Here is an 18,317-nt window from a genome sequence, read left to right on the forward strand (position 1 = left end):
CATTCGGATTGGCGGCAACGGCATAGGCCGATTGGAATCGGAAATGTTCTCCGATGCCGCTGGGAACAACCACAATGTGATTGTCTCCGGACGAACGATAAATGACGGAGTGTTCCATCATGTGGCCTACGTGCGCAAGGGTGTCAATCTGGCGTTCTATATCGACGGTGTGCTGGATGTGTCCGCCAACTCAGTGGGGGTCACGCGGATCAACAACGCGGCGAATCTGGTGGCGGGCCGAAGTGTTTGTGTGGGGAGTGACGGCACGTCGCCGTTCACCGGCCAGATGGATGAGATTTCAATTTACAACCGGGCGCTGACGCTGGCTGAAATCCAATCGATTTACAATGCGGCCAGCGCGGGCAAATGTCCCACGCCGTCGGTGAATCATGCACCGGTCGCCAACTCGCAATCCATCTCGCTCAACGAAGACACGCCGAAGGCCATCACACTGGCGGCATCCGACGCGGACGGCGACCCGTTGACTTACACCACAACACCGCCGGCGCATGGCACGTTGAGCGGCACAGCGCCGAACCTTACCTACACGCCCCATACGAATTACTTTGGGCCGGACAGTTTCACGTTCAAGGTGAACGACGGGCACGTGGATTCAGGAGAAGCGACGGTCAGCCTCAAAGTCAATCCGGTGAATGACGCGCCGGTGGCCAGGGCCACGATCTCACCCTTGGCGCAATTCCCCGGACTGACGAACCTCGTCGTGATTTCGCTGAACAACTCAAACGCGACGGTCGTTCTCGATGGGTCACTCTCCAGCGATGCGGAGCATGACCCGCTGCAATACTCGTGGTCGGAGGGCACGAACGTGATCGCGACTGGTGTTCTAGCCACGAACGTTTTGGACGTTGGAACGCACGTAATCACCCTGGCTGTCAGCGACGGGACGGATATTGGCGTGGACACCGTAACCGTTGAGGTAATCACGCCAGCACAGGCAGTGGGGATATTGATCTCGATGGTGGATGACGGCACGCTACCGCGAAAGAACCAGAGGCCGCTGGTCACGACGTTGAAGGCCGCGGCGGCGTCCTTCGAGGACGGACGACTGCAACCGGGCATCAATCAACTCGCCGTATTCCAAAATAAAGTGCGCGCCCAGGTGGCGCCGCTGGATCAGACGCTGGCGGACAGCCTGATCAACGCGGCGCAGGTGATTATCGATACTTTAAGCGGCCCGTGATAGAGCGGAGTTCGCGGCTATGACAATCGTCTTCACCATGAGGCAACATGTGTAGAATCAGTTTTTTCGAGCGGTCAAGTTGATTTGTGATGATCAAGCTGATCGGTAATGGCACTGTTGCCTTGTTGCTCTGCTCGCGGGTTTTATTGCCGGATGCGTTCGCGGTGCCGCCGCCGAATGACATTTGTACCGGCGCTGAAGTCATTCCCACGGCCGGCCCTTTTCCCTATTACTCCGCCATCGTCGATATTACCGACGCCACCACTGCCAACGATCCGCCCGCGCTCCCTTCTTCGTGCACGCTAAACGGAGTCACCCGCAGTGTTTGGTATGCCTTCACTCCACCCGCAACCCGGCTCTACACGCTTTCGGTCAGTGAAGATACCGCCACAACCGTGAGTGATACCGTGATGGCCATTTACACCTCAACCGGAGGATGTAACGGCCCGTTCACAAGGATCGCCTGCGACGATGACGTGGGCTATCTCCAGACGGCGATTTCGCTGTCGCTTTCTTCGAGCACGACTTACTACATTGTGGTTTGGGAAAGTTCGACCTCCAATCCGTTCGGTGGCACCGCGGTCCAACTGCGCGTCTCTCAACCCGTCGTTCCCACCAACGACACGTGTGAGGGTGCGGAAGTGATCCCGGCCGCCGGACCGTTTCCCCATTTGACCGCGGTTGCGGACACGACGCTGGCGACGACGACGAGTGACCCGACCGCTCCAACCTGCCAATCCCAATTCACGCGCAGCATCTGGTACCGGTTTACACCGGATGCCGCCGGCGCTTACGAATTCTCGCTCTGCACCAACACGGCAACGACGGTGTACGACACATTGATCGGGATTTACACTTCTTCGGGAGCTTGCGTCGGGCCGTTCACGCGCGTGGCTTGCAACGACAATGGGGCGACCTGCGGAGGGAACAACGCCGATCTGAACTTTCGTTCCGTTCTAACACTCTCGCTCACGAGTGGCGTCGGCTATTACGTCGTGGTTTGGGAGACGGGCACCGATCCCTACATTCCAGGCGAGACCTCAATCCAGCTTCTGGTTTCCCAACTCAGGCCTCAATTTACTTCCCACGTAAGATTACCTGACGGCAGCTTCCAACTTCAGTTTACCGGGGCTCCCGGCCAGAGCTACACGATCCAAGCCTCCACCAACCTCACCGCCTGGCCTGATCTTGGAGCCGCAACGAACCTGGGCAACGGACTGTTTGCATTTACGGACACCAACGCCAATAATTTCTCCGCCCGGTTTTATCGTGTGGTTTTGGTCGGCAATTAACCTGGCCGCCGCCCATGCCGTGCCTGGCAATCAAGTGGGAATCCTCCTCGGCCAAGCGTAAAGTCCAATGGTGACTCGCCACCCCTTGGACGAGTGATAAAACCCTTGACCACAATAAGTTTTTGAGCGCAGCGACGACATTTTCTGATTGCAAACCATGATCGGACGTGCTATTTGTTCGAGCAAAGATAGGGCGCGGTTTTGAGAGGAATTGGGAGCGGGATTCGCTCTTTAATGACCTTCAGCGAGACGAAAAAGCTTGTATCAAAAACCCGGAGTTGGATCGGAGCGGTCATGGATTTTAATCTTAAAATGGCACCAGAGCAGCCCGTGACGTCACCGCATGCGACCACGCCGCGGACACGTCGCACACCAAAAACGGCTGGATTTCCATTCAAGCAAACAATCGTCCAACTCGGCTTTTTTGCGGTATTATCCACGGCAAGTTATTTTCTGTTCAGTCACTTTTTGATGGAATCAGTGCAAGTGACCGGAGTCAGCATGGTGCCAACCCTCCACGACGGCGATCAGTACATGCTAAACCGGTGGGCATATTTCTTTCGCCCTCCGCAACGCGGCGACGTAGTCGTGATCAAGGATCCGGAAGACAATGGTTTTGCCGTCAAACGGATCATTGCCACCTCGGGCGAAGCCATCCTTTTCAAGGACGGCAACGTCTATGTGAATAACGAGAAGCTGGTGGAGCCTTATCTCTTTGCCGGAACGACAACTTCGACCTTCTCCCACCCGAACGAGCAGTTAATCCTATTTGGGAACAACCGTTATTTTGTTCTGGGGGATAATCGTTGGAACAGCGCCGACAGCCGGTTTTACGGGCCGGTGCCGCGCAAGAACATTTTAGGACTGCTCCCATTGCAGTAGCGCTTCCCTGCGCAGCGGCGCGCCCGCGGTGGCGGTTTTCCAAGTTCAATCTTCCGGCCGCTCGCCACTCGGCGCCATCTTCACCAACTTGGGATCAAACTGGCCCAGCACTGTCACCAAATCGCCTTGTGCCGCCATGACCTCGCGGATGTTCTTGTAAGCCATGGGGACTTCGTCGAGACCTGCGGAGATCAGCGTCACTCCCCGCTCTCGGAGGAAACGGTTCACGTCCTTCCAGTTGAATTTCTCCTTCGCCGCCTTGCGGCTCATCGCGCGACCCGCCCCGTGCGACGCGGAGTTCAGCGATGCCGGGTTGCCTTTGCCGCTCACGACGAATCCGGGCGACGCCATTGAACCTGGAATTATCCCCAATACACCTGCGCCAGCCGGCGTCGCGCCTTTGCGATGCACGATGACTTCCTGCTCGACCCCGTCAATGAGGTGGTGCTCCTTCCACGCGAAGTTGTGATGGTTCTCCAGATCGAGCAGCACTTGTGCACCCAGATTTGCCGCGATGTGTTTGTGAATCAGCGCGTGGTTCGCCGCGGCGTATCGGCCCATCAGTTCCATCGCGTTCCAGTATTCCTGACCTGCCTCTGAATCGAGCGGCAGCCACGCCAGCCGGAGCAACTCGCTGGGTAGCGCAGACCGACACCGGCCGAAGGCGATCTTGCTGTAATGATCGCACACCGCCGCACCCGTGCCGCGACTGCCGCTGTGCGACAACAACGCCAGATAGGTTCCCGGTTCAAGGTTTTGAATCTTTCCGTGTGCCGTGAACAAACCAAACTCGACGAAATGATTTCCGCTGCCGCTGGTGCCGAGTTGCGACCATGCGCGGTCCTTGTTTTGTTGCGTAATCGGGCTGACTGACCAATCCGCGTCCAGCACGTCATGCGTGCGGCGTTGCTTGAAATTCGCGCCGATGCCGAAACGTGTCTCCGTCTCGAGGGCGCGCGTCAGCCGGTCTTGGTTGCGCTCCAGATCGCGTACCGGCATGTCCAGGACCGTCATCTTCATCCGGCAGGCGATGTCCACGCCGACGGCGTAGGGAATCACGGCGTTGGCCGTGGCCAGCACGCCGCCGATGGGCAGGCCGTAGCCCACGTGCGCGTCCGGCATGAGCGCACCCGCCACCGCCACCGGCAACAGACACGCCTTCTCCATCTGCATCACGGCGTCGTGTTCCAGACCTTCGCCCCATTGCCGATACTTCACCCCGACTCCGAGTCGGGATGGTGGTGGTGCCAGGAGCAACGCCTTGGCAAACTGCCCACGCAACGGATCGTCCACGAACGCCGATGGATTGCGAACAATGGCCTCCACCTCCTCGCGCAAGCGCGACTTGTCGCCGCCGCCGAGGATGAAACTGGCCGTAAAATCCGTCGCCCGTCGTGTCGCTTCACCCAGCGGCACGCCGAGACGGAGAAAATCTTTGGTGTTCATTGCCCATCCAATCTACAACTCGCAGTTGGGAAGAGCGAGCGTGCGTGCAAGCCAAAATGAAGAGCACCGCGAGCACCGCAACCCGCTGGACGCGGCAGCGCCCGCAGACTCGACGGCAGCATCGGCTCGTGATCGGCCGGAGCGGACCCACGATTCATCGGAGTGGCATACGTGGTCTTCATTCGAAATAACAAATCCGCCTGCCTTTCGAAGGCAGGGTTGAAAAATATCCGAGTCGTTGAGCTGACACTCATTCTTCGGGAACTTTGCCTTGACAGTTTTTCGCGGGGAGGTTGTCATTCGCCGCATTGCCGTGGCCGTTGTTCCTCTGCGTAGGTAGGCGTGTAGTTCTTGACTGCCGGAAACGATGAGCAAGCGAAAAGTCAACGTAGCGATTATCGGCTTGGGGTTCGGAGCCGAATTCATTCCCATCTACCAACGCCACGCGCATGCCAACCTCTACGCCATCTGCCAGCGCACGAAGAAAAAGCTGGACGCCATCGGCGACGCCTTTGGCATTGAGACCCGCTACACCGACTTCAATGAGTTGATCAAAGACCCGAACATCGACGCCGTCCACATCAACTCGCCCATCCCCGATCACGGCTGGCAATCCATCGCCGCGCTCAAGGCCGGCAAACACGTCGCCTGCACCGTGCCGATGGCCACGAGCATCGCGGACTGCAAGAAGATCGTGGACCTCGTCAGGCAGACCAAAAAGAAATACATGATGATGGAGACGGTCGTTTATGCGCGTGAGTTTCTCTACATCAAGCAGCTTTACGACCGGGGCGAGTTGGGCAAAATCCAGTTCCTCCAGGCGAGCCATCAGCAGGACATGGACGGCTGGCCTAACTACTGGCCCGGTCTGCCGCCGATGTGGTACGCCACTCACTGCGTTGGCCCAATGCTCGGTCTGACCAAAGCGACGGCGGAATATGTTTCGTGCTTTGGTTCGGGCACCATCCGCAAAGAACTGGTCAAGAAATATGGTTCGCCGTTCGCGGTGGAGACAGCGCACATCAAGTTCAAGAATTCCGACCTCAGCGCGCGCATCGTTCGCTCCCTCTTCGACACAGCCCGCCAGTATCGCGAAAGTATCGACGTTTATGGCTCGAAGAAATCCTTTGAGTGGACGCTCATCGAACACGAACCGCACGTGTTGCACACAGCAAAATTGCCGGAGCAAAAGATTCCGAAGAAGATCAAAGTGCCTGACTACGCGCATCTTTTGCCGAAGGGGATTCGTCCATTCACCACCAAAGGTGTCTATGACCTCGGCAAGAAAACGCACCTGAGCTTCGTTCAAGGCGCGGGCCACGGCGGTTCGCATCCACACCTGGCGCATGAGTTCATCATGTCGCTGATTGAGAAACGCGAGCCATTCCCGAATGCAAAGCAATCCGCCAACTGGACGTGCGTCGGTCTGTGTGCGCACCAATCCGCGCTCAAAGGCGGCGCGATTGTCAGACTCCCGACATTCACCCACTAACCAACAATCGCATGAGTGGCACAACCAAAATTGACCGGCACGCGGAATACAACAAACCGAAACTGTTTCTTCTCAGCGTCATCGCGCTGGCGACCGCGGGCATCGGCTTCAGCATCCGCGGCGACATCGGCGGCGCGTTGCAGTCGCACTTTTTTGATCCGGTCGATAAACTCCATTCCGCCGAGATGACCGCGAGCGTGTTGGGGATTGTGTTCATGGGATTTGCCGTGGCCATCGCGGTGGGCAGTCCGTTGCTGGACTATTTCGGCATGGGGCGGATGCTTGGCCTGTCGAGTTTCCTTTTCATCGTGGGCAACCTGGTCGCGATCTTTGCCGATCATATCAACATCGGCCTGCCGATTTTCTGGGTGGTCTGGCTCGGAATGTTGCTGGTCGGTGTCGGCCAAGGGTTGGTGGAAACGGTGATCAACCCACTGGCGGCGACGCTATACCCCGACGACAAAACCCATAAACTAAACGTGCTCCACGCCTGGTGGCCCGGCGGCATAATCATCGGCGGGCTGATCAGTCTGGGGCTGGGATATCTCGGCGCAGGCTGGCAGATCAAACTGGCGGTTGTTTTGTTGCCAGCAGTGGCTTACGGCGCGATGACTCTCGGCGCCAAGTTTCCTCCCACGGAGCGGGTGGCCGCCGGCGTTTCCGCCAGTCAAATGTTCAAAGAACTGGCGCGACCATTGTTCATTATTTTGTGGCTGTCGATGTTTCTGACCGCCGCTTCTGAACTTGCGCCCGGCCAGTGGGTGGACATCGCATTGACGCGCACCGTCGGCATGAAAGGCATCATCCTCCTCGTTTACGTCAGCGGTTTGATGTTCGTCATGCGGCATTTCGCCGGGACATTCGCGCACAAACTTTCGCCTATCGGCCTGTTGTGGGTATCGTGCTTTCTGGCCTCGGCTGGATTGCTTTTGTTGAGCGTGGCGAACTCCCCCATCACTGGATTGCTGGCGGCGACCGTTTGGGGTGTCGGCGTCTGTTATATGTGGCCGACAATGTTGGCTTCGGCTTCGGAACGCTTTCCGCGCGGCGGCGCGCTGCTGCTTGGTTTGATGGGCACGGCGGGAACGATGTCGATCAAGTTTGTCTTGCCCTGGATGGGGAGCATTTTTGACAAGACCAAGATCCAGGTTGCCGGCGGGGAGGAAGCGTTCAAGGCGTTGTCGGGCGACAAACTCAACGAAGTGCTCGGCGCCGCCGCTCAACAATCATTTCGCAGCGTGGCAATTCTGCCGGCGATTTTGCTGGTCGTGTTCGGTGCCATCTGGCTCTACGACCGGTCGCGCGGCGGCTATAAAGCGGAACAGATTGTTCCGAGCGACGTCGGCGTCGCTCCTGTCAGCAAGTGAAACTGTTCACATCAGACCGGCAAACCAAACCGATAAAATAAAACTATGAGCAACATTCAAGTCAGCAACGGAGCGATCGCGCCAAATGCCAAACGGCTCTTGTGGGCGGGCTTCATGGCCATTCTCGCGGCGGGTGTCGGCTTTTCCATCCGCGGCGGCATTCTTGCCAACTGGGGCAGGGAATTTGGTTTCACGGGCACGGAACTGGGAGACATCAGTGGCGCCTCCTTTACCAGCTTTTGTTTTGGGATCATCATTGGCGGTGTCATCGCCGATAAGATCGGCTATGGCAAACTGGTGGTCGCCGCCTTCGCCTTGCACGCGCTGTCCGCTTTTGTGACCTTCGCGCCGACTGCTGCAATGCCGAAGGAAACGGTTTACAAGCTGCTCTATTCCGGCATGTTTCTTTTCGGCGTGGCCAACGGCACCCTCGAAGCCGTGGCTAATCCGCTGGTGGCTTCGCTTTTCCCGCATAACCGCACGCATTTTCTCAACATTCTCCATGCGAGCTGGCCAGCCGGGCTGGTGCTGGGTTCGTTTGCGGGTTGGTTGTTCGGCGACGGCATGCACTGGGGTTGGAAGGCGCAACTGGCGTTGTTCCTCATCCCCACCGCGGCTTACGGTCTGATGTTTTTCGGCCAGAAGTTTCCAAAGTCGGAAGCCTCTGAAAAGGGAGTCAGTCTCGGCGACATGTTCAAAGACGTGGGGATTCTGGGCGCCTTGGTCATTTGCTTCCTGCTGGCACTATTCTTCAGCGGCCCGCTGGGCCTGCCCAAGGCAGCCGCCTACGGACTTTCCGGCGTACTTCTGCTGGCGGTCGCGGTGATCACGAGGTTTTCCATTGGCGCATGGCTGTTGTTCGTCCTCTTCGTCACGCATGCGCTGATCGGCGCGGTTGAACTGGGAACGGATGGCTGGATTCAGAACATCACCGGCAATATCCTGACCACCGGCCAGGGCAAACTGCTGTTCGTTTACACTTCCATGTTGATGTTTCTGCTCCGGTTCTGCGCCAATTTCATCGAAAAGAGATTGGGTCTGTCGCCCGTTGGCATCCTGCTGGTCTGCGCCACGCTGGCGTGCGTCGGCCTCAACCTGGTGAGCGGCATCACCACGTTCATCGGCGCGATGCTGGCGCTCTCAGTTTACGCCCTGGGCAAAACTTTTTTCTGGCCGACGATGCTCGCCGTGGCCAGCGACCGCTTTCCTCGCACGGGCGCCATCGCGATCTCGATCATGGGCGGCATCGGCATGATGTCGGCGGGGTTGGTTGGCTCTGCGGGCCTGGGTTACGCGAAGGACCGTTTCGCCAGCGAATCGCTGCAGCAATCGAGTCCGTCCGTTTATGCTGAATACAAGGTGGAGAAACCGAAAGGCTGGCTATTCTTCAGTGACGTGCAGGCCATTGACGGCAAGAAACTCGGCGAGGTGCAATCCAATCTGGGGAAGGCCCGCGAAGAACTGGAGAAGTCCGGAAACAAGGATCCGCAGGCCGCGCTCGACAAACTTTCAGCACCAGAAAAAGCTGTGTACGAGGCCAGCATCGCCGGTGACCGCAAAACGCTGAAAGCCGATTCCTTCATCCCGGCCACGATGGCTGCGATCTATCTACTGTTGCTGCTCTACTTCAAAGCCATTGGCGGCTACAAGGTCGTGCATCTCGCAGGAACGAGTGCTTCCCCCAAATCCGACTGAACGGTCATTGAATTACCAAAGGGGCGGTTCGCAAGAACCGCCCCTTCCCGCTTTTGTGAGAAAAGGATTTCGTGAGGGCGCTCGCGAACGCTGAATCATTCGTCCCCTGCTCCAGCATCGTCTTTTCTGCCCCACCGGCGTTGGTTGCGTTCCGGCAGTGACGTGTCCACTTTGGCGTAATAAGTCTCTTCGCCGAATCGTTCGTCTGCGGCCTGCTGCAATTGCGGCGACGGCGTCACGGAAAACTTCTCGTGCGTTTCGATGAAGATGATTTCGCCGCCGGGCCTCATCAGGCAGAGGAACAACGGACATTTGCCCGGATGCGCTGCCACCAGTTCACGAACTGACTCCAGTTGTTCCGGCGTCAAATGCGCGGTGTGCAGGCGCAGATGCACCTGCTTCGTATAGCGGCGGGGCGCTTCCTCCAGGGACATGATTTCTTGCGGAAAGATCTTTAATTTATCTTCGCTGGTGTTCACTTCCCCAACCACGAGGATGGCTTTGTTCGTCACCAGCAGTTCGCGGTGCTTGTCGTAGTTATCGTTCGTGCAGAGCACCTGCACCGACCCAGCCAAATCCTCCAGTGTCACCATCGCATACGGCTTGTTGTTTTTTTTGGAGACGCCATTTTGCACCGCGGCGATCAGCCCGCCAATGCGCGTCAGCGTCCGGTTTGCTAGCGACGACAGCGTCGCGGTATTGGCGAGCGTGTACTTTTCAAGAATGGGAACATAGGGCGTGAGCGGATGACCCGTGACGTAAAAACCCAACAACTCCTTTTCGTGCGCGAGCAGTTCGTTCTGTGGCCATTCGGACAATTTGCTGATCGATTCGGGCATTGAGGTCGCCCTCTCCTCCAAAGCGCCGAACAGCGACGACTGCCCGCGCGCCCGGTCGTGCGCGTTGCTTGCCGCCCGTGCCAGCGTGCGCTCAACTTGCGCGAACAACGTCGCACGGGTCTCGCCAAAGCTGTCGCACGCGCCGGATTTAATGAGCGCTTCGAGCACTTTGCGGTTGACGGTGCGGGTATCGACCCGTTCGCACAGGTCGGAAAGCGAATTGAACTTACCGCCGTCGCGTCGCGCTTTCAAAATGCTTTCGACGGCGATTTCGCCCACGCCTTTGATGGCGGCCAGTCCGAAGCGGATGGCTTGCCCCTCACCCGACTTCGTCACCCTCTCCCCCTCCGATGAGGAGAGGGATGGGGTGAGGGAGACGTTTGACAGCCGTGCTTGCAGCGGGGCCGCCGCCGGCGCGAAGTGGACCTGGCTTTCGTTCACGTCCGGCCCCAAGACTTCGATGCCCAACGTGCGCGCTTCATTGATGAATTGACTGAGCTTGGCCGTGTCGCTCATGTCGTTGGTCAACATGGCGCAGAGAAACTCAACCGGATAATTCGCCTTCAGATAAGCCGTTTGATAAGCAACAATCGCGTAGGCCGCGGCGTGCGATTTGTTGAAGCCATAACCCGCAAATTTTTCCAGCAAATCGAAAATGCGGTTCGCTTTCGCGGCCGGGATGTTGTTGAGTTTGGCGCAACCTTTGACAAACGTGTCGCGCTGCTTCTGCATCTCTTCGACCTTCTTCTTGCCCATCGCGCGCCGCAGCACGTCGGCGGCGCCAAGCGAATAGCCGGCCAGCAGTTGCGCCGCCTGCATCACCTGTTCCTGGTAAATCAACACGCCGTAGGTTTCGCGCGAGATTGGTTCGAGCAACGGATGCTCGTATTCAATCTTCACCTCGCCGTGGCGTCGCTTGATGAATTCCGGGATCAGTTCCATCGGGCCGGGACGATAGAGCGCGATCAACGCGGTGATGTGTTCGATCGAACTGATTTGAAACTTGCGGCACAGGTCGCGCATGCCGCCGGATTCCAGTTGGAAGATGCCGAGCGTGTTGGCCTTGTTCAGCAGATCGTAGGTTTTGGCGTCGTCGAGCGGAAGATTTTCAATCGGCACGTCAATACCCTTGGTCTGCTTGACCATTTCGCAGGTATTGCGGATGACGGTCAGGGTTTTCAGTCCAAGGAAATCCATCTTCAACAGGCCGAGGTCGCCGACCGGCCCCATGGCGTATTGGGTGACGATGGCGCCGCTTTCGTCCTGCTTGAGGGGCAGCAGATTCACGAGTGGCTGGTCGCCGATGACGACGCCGGCGGCGTGCACGGAAGCGTTGCGCGTCAGGTCTTCGAGGATGAACGCGTTATCGATGAGTTCGCGAGTGGTTTCCTCAGTGTCGTAAGCCTGTTTAAGTTCGGGCGATTGCTTGAGCGCCTTCTCCAGCGTCATCTTCAAATCGAAAGGAATCATCTTGGCCAGCCGATCGCACTCGGCGTAACTCAGGCCCATCACGCGCCCCACGTCGCGCACGACCGACTTCGCGCCCATCGTGCCGAAGGTGATGATTTGAGCGACGGCATCGCGGCCGTATTTTTGCCGGACGTATTCGATGACATCAGCGCGGCGGTCGTCGGCGAAATCGATGTCGATATCGGGCGGGTTGACGCGCTCGAGATTGAGAAAGCGCTCGAACAGCAGGCCGTAACGAATCGGGTCCACGTTGGAAATCTCCAGGAGATAGGCGACGATCGAACCGGCGGCCGAACCGCGCGCCACGCAGGAGATTCCCTTGCTGTGGCCGTAACGGACAAAATCACCAACGATCAAAAAGTAACTCGTGAATCCGGATTCCTGGATCACCTTCAGTTCCGATTGCACGCGGTCAATGACGGCTTGAACGGCTTTTGCGACTTCCGGTTGCTTGAGTCGTGGCTCGTCGGCAATCCTCTCACCCGTCCTCGCGGCCACCCTCTCCCCATCCGATGGGGAGAGGGACGGGGTGAGGGGTTCCTGCATGTCAAAAGTCGGCAGCCGCGTCGGATCATCCACCCGTTCTACGATAAATTCATGCCCCTCCGCCCGCGCGTGGATGCCGTAGCGCCGGCGGAGTCCCTCGGCGAGCAAATGGCGGAGATAACCTTCACGTGTGAAATGTTCTGGTGGATGAAAGACGGGATAATGTAATTTGCCAAACTCAATTTCCACATTGCACTTCTCCGCAACCTCCAGCGTGTTCGTCACCGCATCGGGCACTTCACTGAACCTCGCCTTCATTTCCTCGGCGGACCGCAGATAAAACTGCTCCGGCACATAGCCCGCGCTCATGCGTTTAGGATCGCTCAGCAGAGATTGTGTGCCGATGCAGACAAGGCAGTCGTGCGCGTGCGAGTGGCTTTTCTCAACGTAATGAACGTCGTTGGTCGCCACGAGTTTCAAACCAAACTCCTTCGCCCACCCGATGAGATGGCGGTTGACTTTGGCCTGCTCCGGAATGCCGTGGTTCTGCAGTTCGAGATAAAAATTCTCCGGGCCGAAAACCTGTTTGAACCAGTCAATGGTTTCGCGCGCCTTGTCGAGTTGATCCTTCGCAATGAGATCGGGGATTTCGCTGGCCAGACAACCGGAAAGAACAATCAACCCTTCCTTGTGCGCGGCCAGGAGCTCCTTGTCGATGCGCGGCTTGTAGTAGTAGCCCTCCAGATGCGCCGCGGTGCCAAGTCGGATGAGACTTTGATAGCCGGCTTCGTCGCGCGCCAGCAACAGGAGGTGGTTATAAACGTCGCGGCTGCCGCTCGAGGTTTTTTTCTCGAAACGACTGCCAGGCGCGACATAAACCTCGCAGCCGATGATGGGTTTGATGCCTTTTTCGCGGGCGGCCTTGTAAAAATCAATCGCGCCGTAAAGCACGCCGTGGTCGGTGATGGCCAGCGCCGGGAACTTCAGGTCGTGCGCCTTGTCCATCAACCGGTCGAGCCGGCAGGCGCCATCGAGCAGCGAATACTCGGTGTGCAAATGGAGATGAACAAACTCAGCGTGCGCCATGCCTTGAAATATGAGGCGTCACGCACAGAGTTCATAGTTCAAAGTTAATCGTGAATGAGCGTGCTTTGACGGAGACAGTAGCAAAATCATTCCCCCGTCCTCTCCCGGTAAAACTCCAGCGTCCGGCGCAAGCCTTCCTGCCAGTTCACTTTGATCTCGTAATTCAGTTCGCGCCTGGCCGCGGAAATATCCGCCAGTGAATTTCGAACATCGCCGACGCGTGCGGGTTCAAATCGCGGTCGCAATTGTTGTCCAGTTAAACGATTCAACTCGTCCACGAGTTGCAACAAGGAAATGCTTTGGCCGCCAGCCACATTGAATACCTTGCCGGCAACCTTCTCTGACGGCGCTTCCGCTGCGAGAAGGTTCGCCGTCACAGCGTTTTCGACGTAAGTGAAATCGCGCGATTGTTGGCCGTCGCCAAAAATCGTCGGCGCCTGGCCGGTCAGCATGACGGTACAGAATTTGGCGATTACGCCGGAGTAAGGCGAGTCGAAGGCCTGGCGCGGACCGAACACGTTGAAGTAGCGCAGGCCCACGGTTTCCAGACCGTAAAGTTGATGGAAAAGCTGGCCGTATTTTTCCGACGCATACTTTTGCAGCGCGTACGGCGAGAGCGGGTTGGGCGGAAGTGATTCATGTTTCTTTGGTGCGTCCGAATCGCCGTAGATGGCGGAAGAGGAGGCGAACAAAAACCGTTTCACCTTTGCGTCGCACGCGGCCACCAGCAGTTTCAACGTGCCGTCGAGATTTTGCCGGTGGCTCTCCAGCGGCTCCTTCACTGAACGGGGCACGGACGGCATGGCGCCCTCGTGAAACACCCAGTCGCAACCCGGCAACAGTTTGCGGATCAAAACGTCGTCATTGAAATCGCCCTCGACAAATTCAACGGCGTCGCCCGCGCGCCGCCAGTCCAGGTTGGCGGTTTTCCCGAGGCTGAGGTTGTCCAGCACGATGACCTGCGCGCCGCGACGACACAGCGCCTCGGCCAGATGCGAACCGATGAATCCCGCGCCACCAGTGACGAAGGCTTTCATGCTTTGGAAAGAGTGGGTGCAGGATTGGTCATCTCAAGGTTTAGAAAGAGATCGACTGACATTGGCGCGGAGCTTAACAGGATCGTTGATCAGAGCGAGTTTTTTGTGCGGCACCCGGCGCCATCATCAACCGCGAGTTTTTCATTGCGATTGGCCAGCTTTTTATTGAAGTATCGGCCGACAATAATCGAACAACCAAAATCGTTATTCTTTAATTCCATGAAAAGCATCACCTTCAGAAATTGGCTCACTCCCATCACCTTGATGATCGCCGCGTTTGCCTGCGCCTCGTTATCCAGCTTTGCTGCCGACAGCGGCGAGATTCCACCACCAAAGGATGAACCCAAAATCATCGATCCTGGCCCGGTCAGCGGCCCGCCTTCGGATGCCATCGTGTTGTTCGACGGTAAAGATCTGTCGAAGTGGAAGAACGACAAGGGCGGCGATGCCAAGTGGGTGGTGGAAGACGGCGCGGCGACCGTCAACGGCACTGGCAGCATCCTCACCCGGGAGGAGTTTGGTGATTGCCAGTTGCACGTGGAATGGGCAACTCCGGCCGTCGTCAAGGGCTCGGGCCAAGGACGCGGCAACAGCGGTGTCTATTTGCAAAGCCGTTATGAGATTCAGGTGCTCGATTCCTACGACAACAAGACCTATTTCCACGGCCAGGCGGGCGGAGTTTACAAACAGTATGCGCCGCTGGTGAACGCCTGCCGCAAGCCAGGCGAGTGGCAAAGCTACGACATCGTTTATCACGGGCCGCGGTTCGACGCCGATGGCAAAGTGACGCAACGCGCCACCGCCACCGTTCTCCACAACGGCGTGTTGATCCAGGACCACGTGGAAATTCTGGGATCGACCAACCCCGCGGGCGCGCCGAAATACAGCGCGCATCCTTTGAAACAACCGCTCCTGCTGCAGGATCACGGCAATCCAGTCCGTTACCGCAATATCTGGATCCGGCCGTTGTAAGCGGCAGGGAAAAATGTTAGAGCGGTTACCAACATAAATTTCCGGATCGAAATACGCAAACCCCTCACCCGGCCTTCGGCCACCCTCTCCCCATCGGATGGGGAGAGGGATGGGGTGAGGGGCCATCCGGAAATTCCTTTTGGCAAACAGTATAGTCACCGAGGTCGCGAGGCGGACGGCAGTCCGTTTCCCACGTCGGCACCGCCTGCACCGGAACTCCCTCTCCTCTATGGAATGGAGGAGAGGGCCGGGAAGAGGAGGAGCATTTCGACCAAGCTGGACGCGTCGCTCGGCCTCAGCGAATTGCCCTCTCCCCGACCCTCTCCCACTCCTGTCTTGCCCCGTGGAATAAACGCTGCGGGAACTTCGGCAGCTACGATTGCTATTCCACGGGGCGAGTGGGAGAGGGAGAAAACCTCGGGGGCAGTATCGAGATGCACCGACATTGGAGGATTGCCAGTCAATCAGTTTGACTGCGGGATTGAGTTTCAGAAGTATCGCCCGATATGGACTGGATCACTCAACCCGAAATCTGGATCAGCCTGCTCACGCTGACGGTGCTCGAAATCATCCTGGGCATCGACAACATTGTTTTCATCTCCATCCTTGCGGGCAAACTGCCGGCGGCGCAACAAGCCAAAGCGCGGCAGACGGGCCTCAGTCTCGCGCTCATCACGCGCGTCCTGCTGCTGTGCGGACTGGCATTCATGGTCAAGCTCACCAAGCCGCTGTTCGAGATTCCCACGCTCGGAATTTTTCCTGAACCGCACGGAGTTTCAGGTCGTGACCTGATCCTCATCTGCGGTGGATTATTCCTGCTCTGGAAAAGCACGCATGAAATTCATGACAAACTCGAAGGCGAAGACGGTGAAATATCCAGCCGGGTTGCGCCCAGGTTCGCCGCCACCGTCGTGCAGATTCTCCTGCTCGACATCGTATTCTCGCTGGACTCGGTCATCACCGCCGTCGGCATGGCCAGGCATCTGGGCGTGATGATCGCCGCCGTCATCATCGCACTGGTGTTCATGCTGTTCTTTGCCGGACGCATCAGCGATTTCATTCACAAGCATCCGTCGTTGAAAATGCTGGCGCTGAGTTTCCTGATGCTGATCGGTTGTGCGCTGGTGGCCGAAGGTTTCCACAAGGAAATCCCGAAGGGTTACATCTACTTCGCAATGGCCTTCTCCGTCGGCGTGGAAAGTCTCAACATCCGGATGCGCGCGAAGCAGAAGCCCGCACCGGTGGAATTGCACCAGCCGTATCGGTAAAAACCGCAACTCAAAACAGTTCACCGTGGCACGCCAGTCTCTGGCCATTTGATTTGCACGCGCCGGACAAATCATTACATTCGTCGCGAAATTATCATGCGCGATTTGCCCATCATCAAAACCGTCGAGCGCCATTTCCTTGACCGCAAGGACCGCAACCCGCACGCGACCGCTGAATTCAGTTGGCTGCTCTCCGGCATCACGCTGGCCACCAAAATCATCGCCTCGCATATCCACCGCGCCGGGCTGCTCGAAATCATTGGCGAGGCCGGTCGTGTGAACGTGCAGGGCGAGGAAGTGCAGAAGCTCGATGAAATCGCCAACGAAACGCTCGTGCGCTGTCTCGGCTATCGCGGCAACGTCGGCCTCCTCGTTTCCGAGGAAGAGGACGAACCGCACCTCATCAAAGACTCCGGCGAGGCCGGCAAATACATCGTGCTGTTCGATCCGCTCGACGGTTCGAGCAACATCAACGCAAACGTTTCCATCGGCACGATCTTCTCGATTCTCCATCGACCAAAAGCCGATCACCCCGACGTGATGGCAGACGTTTTGCAACCAGGTCATCGGCAGGTCGCGGCAGGCTACGTGGTCTATGGCAGCAGTACGGTGCTCGCGTACACTGCCGGTCACGGCGTGCACATGTTCACGCTCGACCCGGCCATAGGCGCGTTTGTGCTGGCGCAGGAGGACGTGAAAATGCCCACTGCGGCACGCACTTACAGCGTCAACGAGGCTTACCGCCGAAGTTTTCCCGAAGGCATCCAACAATATCTGGATTGGGTGAAAACGGAGGATGCCAATTACAGTCTGCGTTACATCGGCTCGCTCGTGGCGGATTTTCATCGCACGCTGATTCGCGGCGGCGTGTTCCTGTATCCGCCGACGAGAAAATCACCATCGGGAAAATTGCGCCTGCTTTACGAAGCCAACCCGCTTGCGTTCATCGCCGAGCAGGCCGGCGGCGCTGCGACCGACGGCAAGCAGCGCATCCTCAACATCAAGCCCAAGGCCATGCACGAACGCACTCCGCTCATCATCGGTAGCAAGGACGAAGTCGCGCGCGTGCAATCGTTTTGGAAACCGTGAAATTGCGCGCCGTTAGTCAGCAGGCGCGCCGAACTCAAATGGCCAGCAGCAACTTCTTGATTTCCTTCAACCGCGCCTTGGCATCCCTCTTTATCAGGCGCGGAAACTTGCCGCCAAGTGCGATGAAATCTCCGTTGACGGCAGGCGCATCTGGACATTATGCTGTCCATGTATGAAGGCGATCACTTATACCGCCGCCCGCGAAGGGCTGGCCGCCACGATGGACAAGGTCTGCCGCGACCGTTCACCCATCATCATCACACGCAACCGCGACCAGTCGGTCGTGATGCTTTCGCTGGCGGATTACGAGCAGTTGGAAGAAACCGCCTATCTGCTCCGCAGCCCGGCCAACGCCCGCCGGCTCCTGTCGGCCATTGACGGCCTGGAAAAAGGCAAGGGACGCCAGCGTAAAATTGACCTGGAGGCATGAAGCTCGTCTTCGCGGAACAGGCGTGGGAGGATTATCTTCATTGGCAGCAGACCGACAAACAAATCACGCGGCGCATCCACGAATTGATCAAGGACGCGACGCGGAATCCCTTCTCCGGCATTGGCAAGCCGGAGCCGTTGCGTTTCGCGCTGGCGGGTTATTGGTCGCGCCGCATCAATGGAGAACACCGGATGGTCTACAAGGTCGAAGGCAACCATCCGCTGCTGGCGCAATTGCGATACCATTATTGAAACGCCTCTGCTGT

Annotated in this window: 14 protein-coding genes; 11 read left to right on the forward strand and 3 right to left on the reverse strand. The window is 57.7% G+C overall.

Going from position 1 to position 18,317, the window contains the following annotated elements; translation table 11 throughout:
- Window positions 1-286: 286 nt before the first annotated feature.
- The 3 genes from HY298_19505 (at window position 287) to lepB (ending at window position 3,375) form a co-directional block, all read left to right on the forward strand.
- Window positions 287-1,201, forward strand: a complete 915-nt coding sequence (locus HY298_19505) for a cadherin-like domain-containing protein (protein MBI3852449.1) — start codon at window positions 287-289, stop codon at window positions 1,199-1,201.
- 89 nt (window positions 1,202-1,290) lie between these two features.
- Window positions 1,291-2,493 (forward strand): hypothetical protein, encoded by a 1,203-nt coding sequence (locus HY298_19510; protein ID MBI3852450.1) that lies wholly within the window; start codon window positions 1,291-1,293, stop codon window positions 2,491-2,493.
- A gap of 294 nt (window positions 2,494-2,787) precedes the next feature.
- Window positions 2,788-3,375 carry a signal peptidase I gene (gene lepB / locus HY298_19515; protein MBI3852451.1) on the forward strand — a complete coding sequence of 196 codons (588 nt, stop codon included), beginning with the start codon at window positions 2,788-2,790 and terminating at the stop codon, window positions 3,373-3,375.
- A gap of 45 nt (window positions 3,376-3,420) precedes the next feature.
- Here the strand turns inward: lepB and HY298_19520 are convergent, their stop codons facing one another.
- Window positions 3,421-4,821, reverse strand: coding sequence for an RtcB family protein (locus HY298_19520; GenBank protein ID MBI3852452.1), 1,401 nt, complete (start codon window positions 4,819-4,821; stop codon window positions 3,421-3,423).
- A gap of 367 nt (window positions 4,822-5,188) precedes the next feature.
- Between HY298_19520 and HY298_19525 the strand changes: the two genes are divergently transcribed.
- The 3 genes from HY298_19525 (at window position 5,189) to HY298_19535 (ending at window position 9,375) form a co-directional block, all read left to right on the forward strand.
- Window positions 5,189-6,313, forward strand: a complete 1,125-nt coding sequence (locus tag HY298_19525) for a Gfo/Idh/MocA family oxidoreductase (protein ID MBI3852453.1) — start codon at window positions 5,189-5,191, stop codon at window positions 6,311-6,313.
- Between the two features lie 11 nt (window positions 6,314-6,324).
- Window positions 6,325-7,680 carry an MFS transporter gene (locus HY298_19530; GenBank protein MBI3852454.1) on the forward strand — a complete coding sequence of 452 codons (1,356 nt, stop codon included), beginning with the start codon at window positions 6,325-6,327 and terminating at the stop codon, window positions 7,678-7,680.
- Window positions 7,681-7,794: 114 nt separating this feature from the next.
- Window positions 7,795-9,375 carry an MFS transporter gene (locus HY298_19535; protein ID MBI3852455.1) on the forward strand — a complete coding sequence of 527 codons (1,581 nt, stop codon included), beginning with the start codon at window positions 7,795-7,797 and terminating at the stop codon, window positions 9,373-9,375.
- A 95-nt stretch (window positions 9,376-9,470) separates the two neighbouring features.
- Here the strand turns inward: HY298_19535 and HY298_19540 are convergent, their stop codons facing one another.
- Together HY298_19540 and HY298_19545 are read right to left on the reverse strand one after the other, a co-directional pair.
- The gene (locus tag HY298_19540; GenBank protein ID MBI3852456.1) at window positions 9,471-13,256 is read right to left on the reverse strand and encodes a DNA polymerase III subunit alpha; all 3,786 of its coding nucleotides are present in this window, start codon (window positions 13,254-13,256) and stop codon (window positions 9,471-9,473) included.
- A gap of 86 nt (window positions 13,257-13,342) precedes the next feature.
- On the reverse strand, window positions 13,343-14,293 hold the full coding sequence (locus HY298_19545) for an SDR family oxidoreductase (protein MBI3852457.1): 951 nt from the start codon (window positions 14,291-14,293) through the stop codon (window positions 13,343-13,345).
- 264 nt (window positions 14,294-14,557) lie between these two features.
- On the opposite strand from HY298_19545, the gene HY298_19550 reads away from it, so the two are divergent.
- From HY298_19550 to HY298_19570, 5 genes are all read left to right on the forward strand, one after another.
- Complete coding sequence (locus HY298_19550) at window positions 14,558-15,265, forward strand: DUF1080 domain-containing protein (protein MBI3852458.1); 708 nt, start codon at window positions 14,558-14,560, stop codon at window positions 15,263-15,265.
- A gap of 506 nt (window positions 15,266-15,771) precedes the next feature.
- Window positions 15,772-16,533 carry a TerC family protein gene (locus tag HY298_19555; GenBank protein ID MBI3852459.1) on the forward strand — a complete coding sequence of 254 codons (762 nt, stop codon included), beginning with the start codon at window positions 15,772-15,774 and terminating at the stop codon, window positions 16,531-16,533.
- A gap of 105 nt (window positions 16,534-16,638) precedes the next feature.
- A complete protein-coding gene (gene fbp / locus HY298_19560) occupies window positions 16,639-17,622 on the forward strand; it encodes a class 1 fructose-bisphosphatase (GenBank protein MBI3852460.1) in 984 nt (327 codons plus the stop codon).
- Window positions 17,623-17,794: 172 nt separating this feature from the next.
- Window positions 17,795-18,052, forward strand: a complete 258-nt coding sequence (locus HY298_19565) for a type II toxin-antitoxin system prevent-host-death family antitoxin (protein ID MBI3852461.1) — start codon at window positions 17,795-17,797, stop codon at window positions 18,050-18,052.
- The gene (locus HY298_19570; protein ID MBI3852462.1) at window positions 18,049-18,303 is read left to right on the forward strand and encodes a Txe/YoeB family addiction module toxin; all 255 of its coding nucleotides are present in this window, start codon (window positions 18,049-18,051) and stop codon (window positions 18,301-18,303) included. Before HY298_19565 ends, HY298_19570 begins: the two co-directional genes overlap by 4 nt.
- Window positions 18,304-18,317: the final 14 nt, after the last annotated feature.

Source organism: Verrucomicrobiota bacterium (genome assembly GCA_016200005.1).
GTDB lineage: Bacteria > Verrucomicrobiota > Verrucomicrobiia > Limisphaerales > PALSA-1396 > PALSA-1396.